We start from the raw sequence: 18,166 nt of genomic DNA, 5'->3' as shown, positions 1-18,166 counted from the left end.
AAATTATACACCTTTACAAAAAACTGACCAAACTATATCTAAAAAATAAAAAACGAGCAAAAGCGGATAGCCTTTACTCGTTGATTACTTATTTTCCGTAAACGATCGTATTCACCGTTGATTTATCTAAGCCCTTCAATGTTTGGATCAACATTTCTCTGGCTGCTTCAAAGTCACGGATACTAAACATCGTTTGATGCGTATGGATATAGCGTCCAACGACACCGATAACGGTACTTGGGATTCCTTCATTTTGTGTATGAGCAGCACCCGCGTCGGTACCGCCTTTTGATACAAAGTATTGATAAGGAATATTGTTTGTTTCAGCAATATCTAGTAAATATTCACGTAAACGTGGCAACATGATCAATCCTGGATCTTGGATACGCATCAAGGTGCCTTCTCCTAGATGACCAAATGTGCCTTTTTTAGTTACTGTATCATCTGCTGCAGAGCAGTCTACCGCAAAGAATAGATCAGGTTTGAATTTGTTCACTGAAGCTTTTGATCCGCGTAAACCAACTTCTTCTTGGACGTTGGCGCCGGCGATCAGCGTATGACCTAATGTTTCTTTTTCTAGGGCTTCTAATGCTTCCAAGACCATCGTACAACCGTAACGGTTGTCCCATGATTTACTGATGATATTTTTGCCGTTTGCTGTTTTGATCGTTTCTGCAAAAGGTACGATCGTATCTCCTGGTAGGACACCAAAACTCATTGCTTCTTCTTTTGATTCAAAACCAGCATCAAATAAAATATCTGTTACTTCGACTGACTTTTGACCGCTTGTACCACGTAATAAATGTGGTGGAACAGAAGAAGAAATACATGGGTAATTTTTCCCTGTTGATGTCTTCAATGTAAAGCGTTGAGCCGATACTACATAAGGATTCCAACCGCCTAGCGGAACCACTTTGAACAATCCGTTATCTTGGATTTGTGTCAACATAAAACCAACTTCGTCCATGTGTGCTGCCACCATGACACGAGGGGCATCCGCTTCTTGGTGATGGCGCAATCCAAAGATCCCACCTAATCCATCTAATTGTAATTCATCAACTAGTGGCTCCATGTGTTGTTCCATGTACGCGCGGATGTCTTGTTCAAAACCGCTTGTTCCTTGTAATTCTGTTAATTCTTTAATACGTTGAAATGTTTTTTCATCCATAATAATGATCGTCTATAATTCAGACTTGTCTCCTTTCAATCTCAGCTTTGATTTGTCTTAAAAAATAGTATCTGGACAAATCTATCGTGATTATTATACCGTATTTTATTTCAAAACGGTTATTTATTTCAAAGAAAATCAGATAGTGTGGTAAAATAAAGCCAAAGAAACTTGTGAAAGTGTAAAGGAGGGCAAGCAGCATGTATGAAGAAAGTGAACAGGCCTATTTCAAAGGTGGTTTAGCTGTCGGACTTGGTTTAGGATTATTAAGTGGCGTGGCAACTGCACTATGGTACAATCGCAACAAAACGATGTCCGCTGATGAAGTCTTAGCTACCATCAAAGAAGCGTTTTTAGATGAAGGCTCGATTGAAGGCTCCTGGATCTCTTTTGAGAAAGAACCGACACGTAAATTTGCAATTCATTCAAAAGCTTATCGTGGTGGGATTTCTCGCATAGAAGATGGTGAAGTCGTCTATTATGAATTTTTAGCAGATGCCTATACTGGTACTGTTTTAGATATTTCTAGAAAAAAAGGAACAGATGCTTGATTTCATTTTTAAAAGATTCTCTTAGAAATAGGCTTTCCTATGGATAAGAGCTTCTTTTTTTGCATAAAAACTGGTATAAACGTACATGATAGGTTATGCTTAGTTTAAACTTTTTCAATTTATTTAGGAGAGTGAAAAATGAATCACACAGAAAAAATTGCTGTCCTGATTCCTTGTTATAATGAAGAAGCAACGATTCCTACAGTCATTGCCGACTTTAAACGAGAATTACCAGAAGCAGATATTTATGTATACGACAATAACTCAACGGACAACACCTACGACTTAGCAGTTGCAGCGGGTGCTATTGTAAAAAAAGAACCTCGTCAAGGTAAAGGAAATGTCATACGTCAAATGTTTTTTGACATTGATGCTGATTATTATTTGATGGTAGACGGAGATGATACATATCCAGCCGAAGCCGTACATGGACTTTTAGAAAAATTACGTTCTGGCGAAGCGGATATGGTTATTGGCGACCGTCTTTCTAATGGCACTTACTTTGAAGAAAATAAACGCGCCTTCCATGATTTTGGCAATAATTTAGTTAAAAATACGATCACTCGTTTATATAAAACAAAAATAAGAGACGTGATGACTGGCTATCGAGGATTTAATCGTATTTTTGTCAAAAGTTTTCCGATCATGAGTGCGGGATTCCAAATCGAAACGGAATTGACCATTCATGCCTTAGATAAAAAATTCAAATTAGTTGAGCTCCCTATTGATTACCGTGATCGCCCAGAAGGTAGCGAATCAAAATTGAATACCTTTTCTGATGGCTTCAAAGTCATTATGATGATTATTAAAATGTGTAAAGATTATAAACCTATCCTATTTTTCAATATCTGGACAGTCATTTTCTTTTTAGCTGGTCTGTTCACTGGGATTCCTGTCATTCGGGAGTTTATGTTGACGAGCTTTATTACTAAAGTCCCTTCAGCCATATTAAGTACAGGATTGATGATCCTAGCTTTACTTTCACTAGTTACTGGTATGATTTTAGATACGGTCGTTACAAATGCAAAGAAAGAGTACGAACTGAACCTCTATCATGTTTATCATGAGTATCACCAAAATAAAAAAGAAGAGAGATGATTTTATGCAATCATCCTCTTCTTTTTATCTTATCATTTATTTCTCTGATGCAATCGTCACAAACTTCACTTCGACATATTCCTCTACCCCAAAAGTTCCGTTCTCACGGCCAAACCCTGAATGTTTGACTCCCCCAAATGGTGTCGCAGAATTTGAGATCGTCGTATCATTGACACCGACCATGCCATATTGCAATTTATTGCTTACATTGTTGATCGTATGGATATTCGTCGCAAAGAAATATGATGCTAAACCAAAAATCGTATCATTGGCATCTTTGATTACTTGTTCTTCGTCTTCAAATGTAATGATTGGGATCACTGGTCCAAATGTTTCATTGTAGAAAATATCCATTTCCTTTTTCACGCCATCTAATACTGTCGGTTCAAAGAAGAAGCCATTTGCATACTCTCCGTCCGTCAGACGATGACCACCAGCCAAGATTTCTGCTCCTTTAGCTACTGCATCTTTTAATTGTTCTTCAACTTTTTTTACGCCTTCTTCATTGATCAATGGCCCCGTAGTTGGATCGTCTAACCCATTTCCAACAGTCACTTCTCTGATTTTTTCCACAATCAATTTTGTTGCTTGTTCTTTGATTTCTTTATGGATAAAAATTCGATTTGGTGACGTACATACTTGTCCATTGTTGATAAATTTCGTTTTGATCAATGTATCGACTGCTAATTCTACATCGGCATCTGGAAAAATAATAAATGGCGCATGTCCACCTAGCTCCATAGAAACTTTTTTCAAGGTAGGTGCTGCTTGTTCATTTAGAATTTGTCCAACTTCTGTTGAACCTGTGAATGTGATTTTTTTGATATCATCCGATTCAGACAAAATCTTTCCAATAGTTGAGGAGTCCCCCATGACGATATTTACGACGCCATCTGGAAAGCCAGCTTTGTGGAATAGTTCCATCAGCGCAAGTGCTGATAGAGGTGTTGATTTTGCTGGTTTTAAGATCACCGTACAGCCTGCGGCGATTGCCGGCGAGATTTTACGAATGATCATGTTGGATGGAAAGTTCCATGGTGTGATGGCGCCGACGACACCTACTGGTTGTTTACGTGCTTGCCATTGTTTCCCTTCAGGTGAAGGAATGATTTCTCCCATGATTCGTTGGCCTTGCGCTGCATTCCAGCGAAGGTTTTCGACATTTGTTTGGATTTCTGCCGTCGCTTGAGCAAGCGGTTTCCCTTGCTCCATCGTCATGATTTTTGCTAAACGTTCGCTGTCTTCTTCTACTAGATCAGCCATTTTATTCATTAATTTTGCTCGTTCGCTTGGTGCCGTTCTTGACCAACCTTCGAATGCCTTGTTGGCAGCTTCAATGGCTTCTTTTGTCTCTTTTTCGCCACCTTGTTGAACGCTTGCTAACGTTTCACCAGTAGCTGGATTGACGACATCAACTGTTCCTTCAGAGCCTTCAAGCCATTTGCCATTAATATAAAGATGAGTTTCTACTTGCGGTAAATCATATTTCCCCATAGTTTGCCTCCTCTATTCTTAATTACATAACAACCGTAACATTAATAAAGTCAAAGCTCAAACCATCTGTTTAAGATGAATTTGTCCGACTCAGCCTTACAAATTCAATTTTTTTATTCTTTTGAAGAATAAATTGCTCGTTCATTCAAAAGCTTTGTTACAATGAGATAGAAATGAGATAGAGTACTACAATGATTTTATCCTACGACTAAAGGAGTGTTTTTATGGGGCTATTTGATGGCTTGATGGGAAATGCTATCCAAAAAGATACAACCAATATCACAAGAGAGGTTCAAGAAATCCTGATTCCAATGGAACAGGTAGAGTTAGCGTTCAAATTAGTGCGTGATTTGATCATTTTCACCGACCGTCGGATGATTATCGTCGATAAACAAGGAATGACCGGTAAAAAAAGCGAATATAAATCGATCCCTTACCGCTCGATTTCACGTTTTTCGATTGAAACAAGTGGGCATTTTGATTTAGATGCCGAATTGAAAATTTGGATCTCTAGCGCAGAACTACCCGCAGAGTCTTTACAATTTAGAAAAGATAAGAATATCATCGCTGTACAACAAGCGCTAGCAACAGCTGTCTTATCTTAAACTTACGATCAACACAAAGAGCTTACACACCCAAAATACTTCAAATTTTGGGTGTGTAAGCTCTTTGTGTTGACGTCTTCTGTAAAACTCTTCCTAATAAAATAAAAATTTTATAGTACACGTCCTTCATTTTTTTGATGATTCGCTCTTTTTTCTTTAAAGTCCATTTTGTCTACTTTTAGTTTTTTCATATTATTCACTTTGATTTTACTGATTTCTGCAAAAGAGCGCTGTTTGATACCTTCGATTTCTTGTCTTCTTTTCTCTTTTAACTTATCTAGATCTTTTTCTTTCATCATGCTCTCCTTTCTTTTGAAAAAGCTTGGTTTTTAAGATTCACTGTAACCATGAAAATCTAGAAAGTCGCATCAATCGAACAGGATGGTGAGACGTTCAAGTATCTTCTATTCATATTCTGGATTTTTGAAAATTTATCTCTCTTTATTTTTTTCGCTTTGCCCCACAGCCTGAGAATCATCTCTGTGTAATACTTCTTTACTATCTTTCGTTACTTCTTTATTTCTGTCGACTTCATTTAATGCTTGCTCTTTGACTGTTGCTAAAATTCGCGCTTTTCTTTCTTTAAGACTTTCTAGTGTTTCGTGTTCCATCGTAATTCCCCCTTTAGTAATTATTTTACTGAATAAATGTCGACAGAATGAACGAATTTTTTTGAAAATAAAAAAAGTATTTCCTCCAAACGATAAAGAGAAACATTACTGTTGGTAGTCGCTTATAAACATTCAGTCAACCAACTGTATGGTTGATTTATCACTTAACCCAAAACGAATAAGAACGTACAAAAAGCGACATACATTCACTTGATCCAGCGAATACATGCAGCTTTTTTGCTATTAATTACTCATTCTATCAGCCTTGCTCTTTTTCAAGAAAATCTTTGAACCAATAGAAGCTTTTTTTAGGTACGCGTTTCATATCACGCAGATCATGATTTCCTCTATTAACGTAAACCATCCCGTATCTTTTTTCCATATCACCTTTTGAGCTAGGTAGATCAATTAATCCCCAGCCAAGATAACCTAGTACTTCACAGCCGTCAATGCTCATTGCATCTTGCATTGCTTTAATATGTTGTTCATGGTAATAAATGCGGTAGTCGTCTTGAATAGGTGTATTGCCATCCCATGTTTCTTGCGTGCCTATCCCATTTTCAACAGGGAAAATCGGTAGATTGTATTTTTGATACATCTTGTTGATGATATCTCTAAAGCCAAGAGGATCAATTCCTAGATTCCACTCATTCATTGAAACAAATGGATTTTCCACTTCACCATAAGTCAAATAATAATTTGGCGCAATATCTACTGGAATGTTTTTATGGCTGATACTTCCGGTACAATAGTAACTGAAGGCTAAATAATCGCTTGTTACTTTTCCAATCTCAGCAAGTTCTTCCTCTGTCATATCTACGTTCAAATGCTGTTTTTCAAACGCCAAAACTTGCTTCGAATAACCACGTCCACAAAAGGCATCCAAAAGATTCTGGTTGATAAATTCATCCCATTCTCTCGCAACCAATATATCTTTGGGATGATTAGTCGCAGGGTACATATTAGAATAGGCTAACATCCCACCAATTTGCCCATCTGTCGTTTCATGGATGTAGTTGGCGATTTTGGCATGTGCGACCATGATATTATGCGCAATTTGATGAATATTATCCGCTGTATCTTCCGTATTCAATGTTCCTCCATATAATAGTGCCAACGGTGTTGAATACAAATTTTGTTCATTGAAAGTTACCCAATATTTGACTTTGTTCTTGTAGCGATCTACCATTTTTTTTCCGTATTCCACAAAAGCATCTACGACATGTTTACTCATAAATCCATCGTAATTCTGCGCAAGATGAAGCGGCATATCAAAATGATAGAGACATAGCATCGGTTCAATATTCCGTTCTAACATCGCATCGATATAACGATCATAAAATAAGAGTCCTTCTTCATTGAATGCCCCATCACCTGTTGGATTGACACGCGACCAAGAAGTTTGGAAACGATAAAAGTTCATGCCCATTTCTTGCATCAAATCAAGATCTTCTTCATATCTATGATAGCGATCAATCCCATGTTTCCAATCTGAGGTAGTTTCAGTGGCTTCACGAACGTCATAAACAGACAACCCTTTTCCACCTTCGTTCCAAGCACCTTCAGTTTGCATACTTGAGGAGGAATCTCCCCAGAAAAATTTTTCCTTTACCATCTTATCATTCCAATCATCGTTCTATTTATAATTTGTCAATTTCCTTTAGCAATCGTTTAAGAAAGACTCGTCTCAGCATTTGTACGAGCAACCCGTTCACTGATTTTTAAGAATGGCAGATAGAAGAAGACTAACGCGACGATAATGACTGCTTGAACAACAATTGCTCGCCAATCACCTGCTGTTGCTAAAAAGCCACTTAAAAACGGTGGTGTCGTCCAAGGAATTGGCACCACACAGCGATTGACTAGCTGCATCGATGTTGCTAAATAGCCAATGGTCGTACCTATGATCGGTGACAATACAAAAGGAATGATCATCGGTAAGTTGAAGACGATCGGTAATCCAAAAATCACAGGTTCATTGATGTTGAAAATATTAGGGCCTAACGCCAACTTAGATAAATCTTTATATGCTTGATAGCGACTAAAAATCAATATTGCTATCACTAAAGCAATCGTCGAACCCGTTCCACCCATCAAAGCGCCATATACTTGGTGAAACGCTGAGTTAATGATGTGAGGAGCAGCTTCTCCATTCGCAGTAGCTGCCATATTCTCATTCATATTTACCATCAACAATGGATCTAAGATCGGACCTGTGATGACAGATTGGTGAATACCGAAAGAAAATAGTAAGTTGCCAAAGCAAACTAAAAATAAGTAACCAATAAATGACGTACCTACACCACGTAACGGTTCTTGGATGAATTGCTCGATGATTCTCATAAAATCATTTCCTGTTAGTTGGATCAAAAATGAAGCAAAGGCAAACAATGAAACGACAATGATCAATGGAAACATCGTGTTAAAAGATTTTCCTACCGCTGGCGGAACACTATCTCCTAAGTTGACTTGCAATTTTTTAGAACGTGTCAGACGAATGTATAGCTCTGTTGCCAATAATCCAGTAATGATGGCAGCAAAGACTCCTTTTGAACCAATATTCCCGTAACTGATGACCCCACTGATTTCCACAGCCGTTTCCCCATTGATCGGCGTTGTCTCGATCATTGTTGGAAGCAACGTCAAAAATGCTGGAACAACAGCGATCACGACGCCAATTGGATTATCATACTCTCTATTTTTTGACAAGAAATAGCCAATGGTGATCACAAGAATAATCCCAGTGATATTAAGGGTCGAGTTCGTAATGATCGATCCCCAGTTTTGCCAAGATGCCATTGTGTCCGCGCTGATCATATTTTGGAACCAACCTGACGGATCTAACACTACCGAATTAATTAAAATAGCAATACCTGCTAAAATGAATAAAGGCATGATAGTAGCAAATGAATCACGTAGTGTTCTTAAATAAACTTGATTGCCGATTTTTTGAGCTGTTAAAACAAATTTCCCCATCAAAGCTTCCCTTTTTTTCTCATCCATTTATTTATGCCTCCTGAATTGTCTATAGTTGTATATCAATTTCTAATACAGAATATCACCTGTAAGCGTTTTTGTAAACACAAAATTAAAATTAGTGTATACTTATTTTCAAAAGAAAGAAAAAAAGACCACACTTGATCGTGACAAGCACAGTCTTTTAAGTATTATTATCTAATTGATATCTGCTACTATTTTCCCTGACGTATAGGGATATCTTGTCTTAGATAGATCAAACGGCGTACCATCATCAAAAAAGACGATCTGATTGGTTTCCAAAATCGGGTCGCCTACCTCGATCTCAAACTCTTCACTGTCTAAATGATTTGCTTTTGAAGCAATGATCACTCGACGGGCCGCACTGACCACATAACCTAACTCTTCTCTGATATAGTTATAGATAGACCCCTTTAAAATCTCTTCATCCAAATCTTTGATGTACTTAAGAGGCATGATAGATGTCTCTATACTTCTCGCCTCTTCATCGACATATCTCACTCGTTTAATATCATAGACCGGATCAGTCGCCTTTATTTTCAATTCTTCAGACTCATAAGAAGTGGGAAAACGCACATCAAAGCGGATGATTTTACTGGTCACCGCCGTCCCTTCTTGAGCAGAAGTCCCAAATACGCTATTGATCTGGGTCACACTCTCATTGTCCTTTTTTATATTGCTCCTAACATATGTCCCTGATCCCCGTCTCGTGTAAAGTAAAGATTCATCAATCAATAACTGTATCGCTTTTCTGACAGTTACTCGACTCGTATGATAGGTTTTTGCCAATGCTTCTTGGTTTGGTAATAGCTCGCCTTCTTTAAATTCACCCTCGATAATCTTATTTTTCAAAGAACGAGCGATTTCGATGTATTTAGGCATATTCATTTCACCTCCAAAATTTGTATACACTTATTATAATATTAGATTAACAAGCAAATGTAAACAACCTTTACAACTATAACTAATAAATAAATGACTAGTCAGTCAGATGTTTATTCATTTACTAACATATCCGCTTTTCGGAATCCAAAAAAAGCCTTCAGAGAAGCCCAATTCTCTGAAGGCCAGGTGTCACTCAAGTCTTTGTCATTTGTTACCTATTGATTTTATCATGTTATATCTAAGCTAGGCATACAACTATTTCTGACTTTTGCAATGAATGTTGAAGTACGAATAAAGATGATTTACTTCGCCAAACGATAGATAGCATCCGCATAAATCGCTGTCGCACGGAACAAGTCATCTAGACTCATAAATTCATTTGCTTGGTGCATCGTATCTGTGTAGCCTGGGAACATTGCGCCATACGCCACACCGCGTTTTAATAAGCGTCCATATGTGCCACCACCGATGATTTGCTCATAGCCTTTTTCGCCGGTATGATCTTCGTAGACTTGTAATAATGTTTCAACCAACGGATCATCCATTGGTACATAATGTGGTTCCATTACACGGGCACCACGAGTAACTGAGGCACCTTCGTCTGCTACTGTTTTGTTCAGTTTGCTTTCTAATTCATCTGTGGTTGTGCCTTTAGGAAAACGGAAGTTCATGTTGATATAGTTATCGTCTTCTGAACCATTTTCTTTAAACGCAAACAACCCAGCGTTCATTGTTAGTTTACCCATTTTTTCGTCTTCGTGGGCAACGCCTAATTTCTCACCATAAAAGTCTTCATGGACGTAAGTAGCTGCCACATGGATGAATTGTTTAGCTGCACCAATAAATTCATAATTATCAAGGAAGCTCGCTAAGAAAGAGCCGGCATTGATCCCAGATTGTGGGCTTGCGCCATGTGCCCCTTTTCCGACTACGTTGATCGTAACAAATGTATGTTCTGCTTCAATCGAACCATTGATTGGGTTTGCTTCAATAAATTCATAAAATGCCTTTTCTAATGCAACTGCTGCATCTGCGCTTGGTACTTCAATTTTTGCAGTCGCTGTTCCTGGCACCATGTTTTCACGTAAACCTGACGTAAATGATTTCAATACATAGTCGCCGGCATTATCGCCTTTAAAACGGAATGCGAAAGAAACATTGCCTTTTTCTCCGTTGATGATCGGGAATTCCGCATCTGGTGAGAAACCGAAATCAGGTTCTTCTTCATGTTCAAAGTAGTAAGCCATATCTGCCCAACCACTTTCTTCATCACTACCTACGACAAAGCGAACTTTTTTCGATAATTCTAAATCTAGGTCTTTGATGATTTTCATCGCATAATAGGCAGCCATACTTGGACCTTTGTCATCACTTGACCCACGAGCAAAGATTTTTCCGTCTTTGATCACTGGTTCGTAAGGATCAGTATCCCAACCATCGCCAGCAGGCACAACATCCATATGCCCAAAAATCCCTAAGGTTTCGTCTCCTTCACCTAAATCGATGTGTCCTGCGTAATTGTCCACGTTTTTTACAACGAAGCCATCACGTTCACCATAAGCAAGCATGTGTTTCAATGCGTCACGAGGCCCAGGTCCAAATGGTGCATCTGCAGTTGCTTTTGAATCATCACGTTCACTGCTTACGCGTAAAAGATTTTTTAAGTCTTCAAGCAAGTCTTCTTTACGTGCTTCGACTTCTTTTTGCCAATTGATTGTCATAAAGTTACTCCTCCACTCATTCAGTCTACGAGTTCATCATAACATAAATCAGACAAATTGTTTAAAAAATCAGACAACGAATAAACGAAACAGTTTTTTCCATAAATATTATAAGCTATAATGAAAAAAAGGAGGCTTTCCCATGGAATTAAATGAACGATTACTCCAACAAGTGATTACTCCTCGCCCCATCGAATCTCATAAAGGTACATTTGGTAAAGTCCTGTTGATTGGCGGAAACGAGCAATTCGGTGGTGCGATCATCATGAGCGCTTTAGCAGCTGTCCATAGTGGCGCTGGCTTGACAACTGTTGTAACAGATCCTAATAATCACGTGGCCGTCCATAGTCATTTACCAGAGGCAATGGTAGGGGATTGGACAAATAAAGAAACATGGCATTCGGCTTTTGAAGATGCCGATGTCTTACTGATTGGTCCGGGATTAGGAACCGACCAACAAAGCCTTGAACTTCTGCAATTTGTCCTAACAAAACAAACAGAAAAACAATGGTTAGTCATTGATGGTTCTGCCCTGACATTGTTGGCTAGGCATTCGCTGGAGCTTCCTTATCCAGAGCATACCGTTCTCACACCCCATCAAATGGAATGGCAACGCGTCAGTGGATTGCGTTTAGATGAGCAATCTGAAGAGAACAATCAGCAGAAACAACAAGAATTAGGGGCATCCCTGGTTTTAAAAAGTCATCAAACAACGATCTATGGGCAAAATGGCATCTATTACAATACAGCAGGTTCACCAGCTATGGCAACAGGTGGTATGGGGGATACGTTAGCTGGCATGATTGCTGGTTTTTTAGCTCAGTTTCCAAAAAATGACCAAACGATCAGTGCCGCTGTCTATTTGCATAGCATTATCGGCGACCAATTAGCAAAAGAGCAGTATGTCGTTTTACCGACTCAAATCAGTCAGTACATCCCAAAATGGATGCATTATTTTAGTCAAAGATAAGAAGGAGCGTCACAATGGAAAAATATACCGGCTACCTTAGAGAGCCTTTTTATTACGAAACCGATCAAATGGGTATCATTCACCACAGCAACTATATCCGCTGGTTCGAAGAAGCACGTGTTGCGTTGTTAGAACATTTAGATTTTAGTTACAAGAAAATCGAGGAACAAGGCATCATCATCCCTGTACTAGGCGTAAGTTGCGAATACAAAGAGATGATCCGTTATGGGGACAAAATCTTGATCCAACCAATTATCGAAAGCTATACAGGTACACGCTTGAATTTCCGTTATGAGATCTACGACACAGAAGATCAGCGTTTACGGACGACCGGTACAAGCCAACACTGTTTCTTGCTTGCAGAAAATCAACGTTTAGTCAAACTAGGCCGTGTAAATCCTAGCTTGGATAGTCTGTTTAAAACTTATGCAAACATCGACACAGACCCTGATTCTGCAACAGAAATGAAATAAAAGAAAAAATAAGTGTTTATTCTTGCCTTTTAACCCCTGATTTGTATAATGGAAAGAAAAAAAGCAGGTGATTATAATGTATGTCGTGAAAGTCTTACACGGTTATATTGATAAAACTGGCTGTCGCACACGTGAAAAAAACCCGGAAACCTTGCTTGTCTTCAAAGACAAAAAAGAATCAGAAACCTTTGCCAATCAAATCGGTGGTCGTGTCAAACAACTGCAGGAAGTTCGCCCAGATTGACTGTTGCTTTCGTGAAAGGATGAGATGTTCGCACTATGGATATGTATTGAAAAGAGTCGACAAACCAATCGTTTGCGGCTCTATTTTTGTGTTTCTGTTCGCTGATCTGCTTACCTCCCCCTTATTCTGTTCTCAGTAAAGGATATGCTATACTGGATATAACTTTTTGAAAGGGGTGTTCTATGGGGAACAATTTGCAACAACAAGCATACGAAGCCATCAGACAACAAATCATCTATTCTGAATTAGCTCCCGGGAGTAAGATTTCCGACAGAATCTTAGAAGAACAACTAACGATTGGACGCACGCCGATTCGAGAAGCATTGATCCAACTTAGAAATCAGGAATTGATCAAAACAATTCCTCAATCCGGTACATATATCTCAAAAATCGACATACGTTCCGCAGACTTGGCACGTTACATGCGAGAAAAATTAGAGCAACCGATTTTACAAGAGTGCAGTGCTAAAATGAACGATAAAGCGCATCAGCGCTTGGAGATGATTTTAGAACAGACGGATCAAGCCATCTTGGCACAAGACAAAAAAACCTTCTTTCTTTTGGATAAAGCCTTTCACCAAATGTGTTACAAAGTCGCGGGGAAAGAAGAAATATGGACTTGGCTTGAAAGCTATAGCACTCACTTAGATCGTTTCCGTTGGTTGCGTTTGACGATTTCTGAATTAGATTGGGGCCGTGTATTAGATGAACATCAAATCTTATTGAGAGCCATGAAAGAACACGCACTTGATGAAGTGGGCTTTCTTTGTAACCTCCACCTCCATATGATCATTGAGGAACAAGAACAAGTGATCCTTCATTATCCGAGTTATTTTGAAATAATCTCTTCTGAAGTATAATGAAAAAAGGCGTAGCCTCCCGAACTTTCAGGAAGGGCTATGCCTTTTTTTCTTATTCAAAACGACTTAAATGACTGGACGAGATACTCACATAATCGGGAGTCATATGGCCAAGTCATAGCGACTTCTAACACATATGGTGAGAAGCCCACGTTATTCAACTTCTTCGAAAAGCTCATCGCTGCAATCTCACTCAATGCTCGGATCTTAGACTGATGACGATACCCAAAAAATCGCCATAGTTCTAGGGTTTTCTGTTGGGTATACAATGTAGGATCGCGTGTTTCAAGATGATGATATAATTCATGCGCTAAAATCAAAGAAGTAACTTGTTCCAGTGGGAGCTCAGTGATCTTTTCCTGTTCAAATTTCTGAATTGGTTCTGTCATTAAACAGATCCCCGTTGTTTCATCGTAAGTCGCGAGTGTCAAACGATCATTCCGCCATGCTGTTTCTCCATAGGAGATAGCGACATCGAATGTACGACAAAGCGCATGAATATTCCTTGTACGGTACTTTCGATAAATCACTTCTGCTAACCTTTCTCCACATTGTCTCGCCAGTTCTCCCCACGCTCGTTGCTCAGAAAGTGAGAATTTCCCTACTAAAAGATCTCGTTGAAATTGATAATCACACCACTGTTCATCAGAAATCGTCAGCAATTTTAAAATCAACTCATCTAGTTTATTTTTGCTTGATATTCCCCGCAATCACAATCACTTCTTCCTCTGGATCTAACATCGAGATTTCTAACTCCATCAAGAGTTGTAATTGTTCAAATTCTGTCGCCGAAAAATCTGCGACACGCGCGCCGATACATAGATAAAATTCTGGTCGAGCAATCAGTTCAGTCTGATAGACTGCAAGTTCTTCCCATAACTGTTGGACAGCGGCGAGATACTGTTCAGCTGTGGTTTTCAGACATTTCGCATACCCTCTTTGAACTTTGATGAATCCTTTTTGATCGATGATCCGTAACGCACCGATCACATGCTCTGGGTTATTTTCTCCAATCACATAGAAGTAGTCAGTATTCGCTAATAAACGAACATCTTTGAGGGACATCCGTAAATCTTCTGCAGCTAATGTCAACGCCTCTGTTTCACTGATCTGCTTTGTTAAGTCAGTCGCTTTGACTTCCGTTGAACCTGTGGCAATTGCCGTAACTTTCGACGTCTGTGGATCAATTTCAACATGGACTTCAATCGATTCTGGTGTAGCGCCAGATTCGATTGCTTTATTCATCGCTTCATTTTTCAATCCTCGAATATCTTCTTTGCTTGGTGAAGGAATGATCCGTTCCACTACATCTCTCACCATCGCTAATGCCACACCGATAGATGAGATCACTTCCGCATTTTCTGGTATTGAATACTTAACACCCATTTTCTGACTAAAATAAGTAATTAAGGACGCTGCTCCACCGCCTACCCCAACCAAGGAGATTTGCTCTTTTTCCAATTGATATTTTTCTGCCAGTTCCAAAATCACTGGTTCGATTTTTGCATAAGCTTTTGCCATGATCTGCTCAGCGATATCTTCCACAGAAGTCTGACAATAAGCTGCTAAAGCTTCCATGGCTTTTCTTGCGGCTTGTGGATCACCATAGGAAAAGTGTTCTTCTTGGACAAGCCCAAGAACATTCGCTGCACATGTGTTGGTAATAGTGACCTCTTTTCCGTCTGCCAAAATCACTTTGACATAATCAGCCGGATCTCCCTCAATGGGTGAGAAAAAAACGATTTTCGGTTGATCGATTTTTTCAATCGGTGTGAATACAGCATAATCCAATCCAGCGATATGGGCAGAACGTGGTCCCACGTCAAGGATCCCTGTGCGATCTGCCCGAACCATTGAACCACCGGCCACACCTAAGACACGAACATCTAACGATGAAATATAGGTCGCATGACCGCCGACCACTGAGTAATCGATGGCTGGACGCCCATTCCTGATAACACCAATATTGGTCGTTGTCCCTCCGACTTCAAAATACACACCATTCGAGGCACGTAAATACATCAAAGAACCCATGACAGAGGCAGCTGGACCTGAAAGCATCGTTAATACTGGTCGCTTCTTCATTTCAGCGATTTCCATTACCCCACCATCACCACGCATGATCATCAAAGAAACATTGACACCGGCAGTTCGAACGGAACGTTCAGTTGATGTCGCTGTTTCTAACATTTTAGGCAAAATCGAGGCATTGATCGCTGCCGTTCGTGTGCGTCTCGTCAAACCATAAAGCTTTGTGATTTCAGAAGCCATCGTTGTTGGTATCCCTTGTTCCGAAGCAAGTGAATAGATGACTTGTTCTGGTTCACTATTATCTACGCCAAAAGCCATGGAAGAAACTAAAACTTCCGCCTGTTCTTTTTTCAGTGTAGCAATCGTCTCTAACACTCGTTCATTTGTCAATTGTTTGATTGGCAAGAACACATTTGCAATGTCTATTTTTCGATTATTCCCTAAATCGATTGGGGCTAACCGAGTTTGTCTTTTCGCCAGAAACCCTTCGAAACCGCCCTTTGCCATTCCGATCACTCCTACTTTTGCCACATCTCCTTCAATCAAGGCATTCGTTGCTTGAGTTGTGGAATGAGCGACAAAAACAACATCCTCGGGGCTGATTTGATTTTCTTGCAAACAATTTTGGAACGATTGTACGACCCCGGCAGCTACACCCTCTGGATGGTGATGCGTTGTTTTAACAGATGATTTACCGATGATTTCATGTGTCGCATTGTCGATTGCGACTGCTTTTGTATGGGTACCGCCTACATCGATGCCCATTCTTACTGCACGCTTCATTTTGCATCCTCCAAATTTTTACTTTCTATACCTATCAAAAATTACCATAAAGGATCAACGTCAAGATACAGACGATCACACCGATCGCCCACCCTGTCGGAATCGATTTTTTCATGAATTCACGAGAGGAAACTTTTGTATACCCTAATCCCCATGCGATCCAGGATTGAGTGATATCTAAATGCTGTGGCGCAATGGTCGTCGTCGCAAATAGTGGAAATAAGAAGGCCACGGGCATCGTCGGATTGACGGCTAAAACTACTGCTAAAATTGCTGATCCCGAACCGACTAGACTCAACGGACCACGGAAAAAACCCAGAGGCGTCAACAATGCAAAGGCAAGTGCTAACACAAAAGGTGTCTGAGGAATAAAGTCTCCCAAAATTGCAGAGAAATAAGAAGAAGCATATACCGCCGAATTATTGAACATCGCTAAAGTCATCAAAAAGCCAACCATCGGTGCTACATCTGTTGCTCCATCTGTAAATAATTTAGCGAATTGCCGACAAATCTCCTTGTATCCCCCACGTAATTTCCCTGTAAATAGCAACGCCCAGATCCCTGCCAACATAAAACCAAGAATGATCGGGATTTCTAACACCACTACTCCTAATACAGGTATAACGACTGCCAACCAAGAAATCATTGGCGCTTCCCCACCTTCTCGTGGAAGTTCAGCTGCCATTGCATAGCGTTTCTTCGGGTTCATTGATATATTAGCTACAAGTAGAACGATTACTAAACTTACGATCATGCCAATCATTCCGATTTGAAAGTAATCATTGTATGTATAATTTTCAGCCGCAGAATTAAAACCTGCATAGATTGTTTGATATTGCTTGAAATTGACAATATTTGCAAAGATCCCTGCCATGATCGAACCCATGAATGCAAATAGAGCAACAGGTGCAGTAATTCCTAACGACATCAAAATCGGTAAAACGATCACGGCAATTGAAATCACTGGACCAATCCCGGTCATCGACATAAAAATAATTGACGTTACAAGACACAAAAGGCTCATCGTGATCCGCGGTTTATCACCGCCAAGCTCTACGACTTTTCGAATCAATGTAGCCGCTATCCCACTATCTACCAACACTCGACCAAAAAACGCACCAAAGAATACATTCACTAAAATCGATTTCGCATATTCCGCTGGACCAGTAGCATATACATGGGTCAACACATCAATGACTGACTGTCCTTCCATTGCAGCATTCGGTGAGAAAAAATTACCAATCAGCGCCAATCCCATCCAAATCGTCGCCATGATCGCTAAACCAACCATCAAATTAAGTCCTTTGACACAATACCAAACCATAAAAAAGAACGACAAAATCAACAACATGCCAATAATCATTTCGCTCATAGACTCACTCCATTCTATTTCATCTCACTGATATATCAGTTGACTTATTCTACCCTACAGAGAAATCGCTTTCATTAAATATTGACGACAGAACAAGGACATATGATTAAAGAAGATTCATTATGGACTATTAAAATGTTTTTTCAAAAAACATTTCATTTAGCTAACTGTATAAATAGATTTACTATCTAAGATAAAAAATAAGCAATGATCACCTCTCTTTTCAAAAAAATATCATGTACTTTATTTATTGGGTTATTTCAATCTATTTGTAGATAACAGAAATTTTATTGAAGAATGATA

At 39.4% G+C, this 18,166-nt stretch carries 18 protein-coding genes; 7 read left to right on the top strand and 11 right to left on the bottom strand.

The window, feature by feature from the left end; genetic code table 11:
* Nucleotides 1-88: 88 nt before the first annotated feature.
* Entirely contained in the window at nt 89-1,168 is a 1,080-nt protein-coding gene (pepA, locus tag IGK77_RS01410) for a glutamyl aminopeptidase (RefSeq protein WP_019724279.1), read from the bottom strand.
* Between the two features lie 200 nt (nt 1,169-1,368).
* Between pepA and IGK77_RS01405 the strand changes: the two genes are divergently transcribed.
* Together IGK77_RS01405 and IGK77_RS01400 are read left to right on the top strand one after the other, a co-directional pair.
* The gene (locus IGK77_RS01405; protein ID WP_019724280.1) at nt 1,369-1,719 is read left to right on the top strand and encodes a PepSY domain-containing protein; all 351 of its coding nucleotides are present in this window, start codon (nt 1,369-1,371) and stop codon (nt 1,717-1,719) included.
* 138 nt (nt 1,720-1,857) lie between these two features.
* Entirely contained in the window at nt 1,858-2,817 is a 960-nt protein-coding gene (locus tag IGK77_RS01400) for a glycosyltransferase family 2 protein (RefSeq protein ID WP_062805833.1), read from the top strand.
* A 36-nt stretch (nt 2,818-2,853) separates the two neighbouring features.
* Here IGK77_RS01400 and IGK77_RS01395 read toward each other — a convergent pair whose 3' ends face one another.
* Entirely contained in the window at nt 2,854-4,311 is a 1,458-nt protein-coding gene (locus IGK77_RS01395; RefSeq protein WP_074799615.1) for an NAD-dependent succinate-semialdehyde dehydrogenase, read from the bottom strand.
* Between the two features lie 224 nt (nt 4,312-4,535).
* Here IGK77_RS01395 and IGK77_RS01390 point away from each other — a divergent pair, with 224 nt between their 5' ends.
* Nucleotides 4,536-4,916, top strand: a complete 381-nt coding sequence (locus IGK77_RS01390; RefSeq protein ID WP_074799614.1) for a PH domain-containing protein — start codon at nt 4,536-4,538, stop codon at nt 4,914-4,916.
* A 110-nt stretch (nt 4,917-5,026) separates the two neighbouring features.
* Here the strand turns inward: IGK77_RS01390 and IGK77_RS01385 are convergent, their stop codons facing one another.
* From IGK77_RS01385 to pepV, 6 genes are all read right to left on the bottom strand, one after another.
* Nucleotides 5,027-5,212, bottom strand: coding sequence for a hypothetical protein (locus IGK77_RS01385; protein ID WP_074799613.1), 186 nt, complete (start codon nt 5,210-5,212; stop codon nt 5,027-5,029).
* 135 nt (nt 5,213-5,347) lie between these two features.
* Entirely contained in the window at nt 5,348-5,527 is a 180-nt protein-coding gene (locus IGK77_RS01380; RefSeq protein WP_074799612.1) for a hypothetical protein, read from the bottom strand.
* Nucleotides 5,528-5,786: 259 nt separating this feature from the next.
* Nucleotides 5,787-7,142 (bottom strand): glycoside hydrolase family 1 protein, encoded by a 1,356-nt coding sequence (locus IGK77_RS01375; RefSeq protein ID WP_074799611.1) that lies wholly within the window; start codon nt 7,140-7,142, stop codon nt 5,787-5,789.
* 56 nt (nt 7,143-7,198) lie between these two features.
* Complete coding sequence (locus tag IGK77_RS01370; RefSeq protein WP_430604308.1) at nt 7,199-8,530, bottom strand: PTS sugar transporter subunit IIC; 1,332 nt, start codon at nt 8,528-8,530, stop codon at nt 7,199-7,201.
* Nucleotides 8,531-8,701: 171 nt separating this feature from the next.
* The gene (locus tag IGK77_RS01365) at nt 8,702-9,406 is read right to left on the bottom strand and encodes a GntR family transcriptional regulator (protein WP_071866158.1); all 705 of its coding nucleotides are present in this window, start codon (nt 9,404-9,406) and stop codon (nt 8,702-8,704) included.
* A 305-nt stretch (nt 9,407-9,711) separates the two neighbouring features.
* The gene (gene pepV, locus IGK77_RS01360) at nt 9,712-11,130 is read right to left on the bottom strand and encodes a dipeptidase PepV (protein WP_071866157.1); all 1,419 of its coding nucleotides are present in this window, start codon (nt 11,128-11,130) and stop codon (nt 9,712-9,714) included.
* Nucleotides 11,131-11,272: 142 nt separating this feature from the next.
* On the opposite strand from pepV, the gene IGK77_RS01355 reads away from it, so the two are divergent.
* The 4 genes from IGK77_RS01355 to IGK77_RS01340 all read left to right on the top strand — a co-directional run bounded on the left by IGK77_RS01355 (nt 11,273) and on the right by IGK77_RS01340 (nt 13,677).
* On the top strand, nt 11,273-12,100 hold the full coding sequence (locus IGK77_RS01355; protein WP_071866156.1) for an NAD(P)H-hydrate dehydratase: 828 nt from the start codon (nt 11,273-11,275) through the stop codon (nt 12,098-12,100).
* A 14-nt stretch (nt 12,101-12,114) separates the two neighbouring features.
* The gene (locus tag IGK77_RS01350) at nt 12,115-12,573 is read left to right on the top strand and encodes an acyl-CoA thioesterase (RefSeq protein WP_071866155.1); all 459 of its coding nucleotides are present in this window, start codon (nt 12,115-12,117) and stop codon (nt 12,571-12,573) included.
* Between the two features lie 76 nt (nt 12,574-12,649).
* Nucleotides 12,650-12,817, top strand: a complete 168-nt coding sequence (locus tag IGK77_RS01345; protein ID WP_169823213.1) for a hypothetical protein — start codon at nt 12,650-12,652, stop codon at nt 12,815-12,817.
* A gap of 182 nt (nt 12,818-12,999) precedes the next feature.
* Nucleotides 13,000-13,677 carry a GntR family transcriptional regulator gene (locus IGK77_RS01340; RefSeq protein WP_071866154.1) on the top strand — a complete coding sequence of 226 codons (678 nt, stop codon included), beginning with the start codon at nt 13,000-13,002 and terminating at the stop codon, nt 13,675-13,677.
* A gap of 56 nt (nt 13,678-13,733) precedes the next feature.
* On the opposite strand, the gene IGK77_RS01335 is transcribed toward IGK77_RS01340, so the two are convergent.
* The 3 genes from IGK77_RS01335 to IGK77_RS01325 are packed head-to-tail and all read right to left on the bottom strand — an operon-like array spanning nt 13,734 to nt 17,863.
* Nucleotides 13,734-14,387 (bottom strand): hypothetical protein, encoded by a 654-nt coding sequence (locus tag IGK77_RS01335; RefSeq protein ID WP_071866153.1) that lies wholly within the window; start codon nt 14,385-14,387, stop codon nt 13,734-13,736.
* Nucleotides 14,362-16,491 carry a hydantoinase/oxoprolinase family protein gene (locus tag IGK77_RS01330; RefSeq protein WP_074799609.1) on the bottom strand — a complete coding sequence of 710 codons (2,130 nt, stop codon included), beginning with the start codon at nt 16,489-16,491 and terminating at the stop codon, nt 14,362-14,364. The genes IGK77_RS01335 and IGK77_RS01330 overlap by 26 nt, the downstream gene beginning before the upstream one ends.
* Nucleotides 16,492-16,525: 34 nt before the next feature.
* Nucleotides 16,526-17,863, bottom strand: a complete 1,338-nt coding sequence (locus tag IGK77_RS01325; protein ID WP_074799608.1) for a citrate transporter — start codon at nt 17,861-17,863, stop codon at nt 16,526-16,528.
* Between the last annotated feature and the right edge of the window lie 303 nt (nt 17,864-18,166).

The sequence above is a fragment of the Enterococcus sp. DIV0806c genome, from assembly GCF_051710905.1.
Taxonomy (GTDB): domain Bacteria; phylum Bacillota; class Bacilli; order Lactobacillales; family Enterococcaceae; genus Enterococcus_B; species Enterococcus_B mundtii.
The sequence above is the reverse complement of the archived record's forward strand: the minus strand, read 5'-3'. Positions and strand labels throughout refer to the sequence as shown.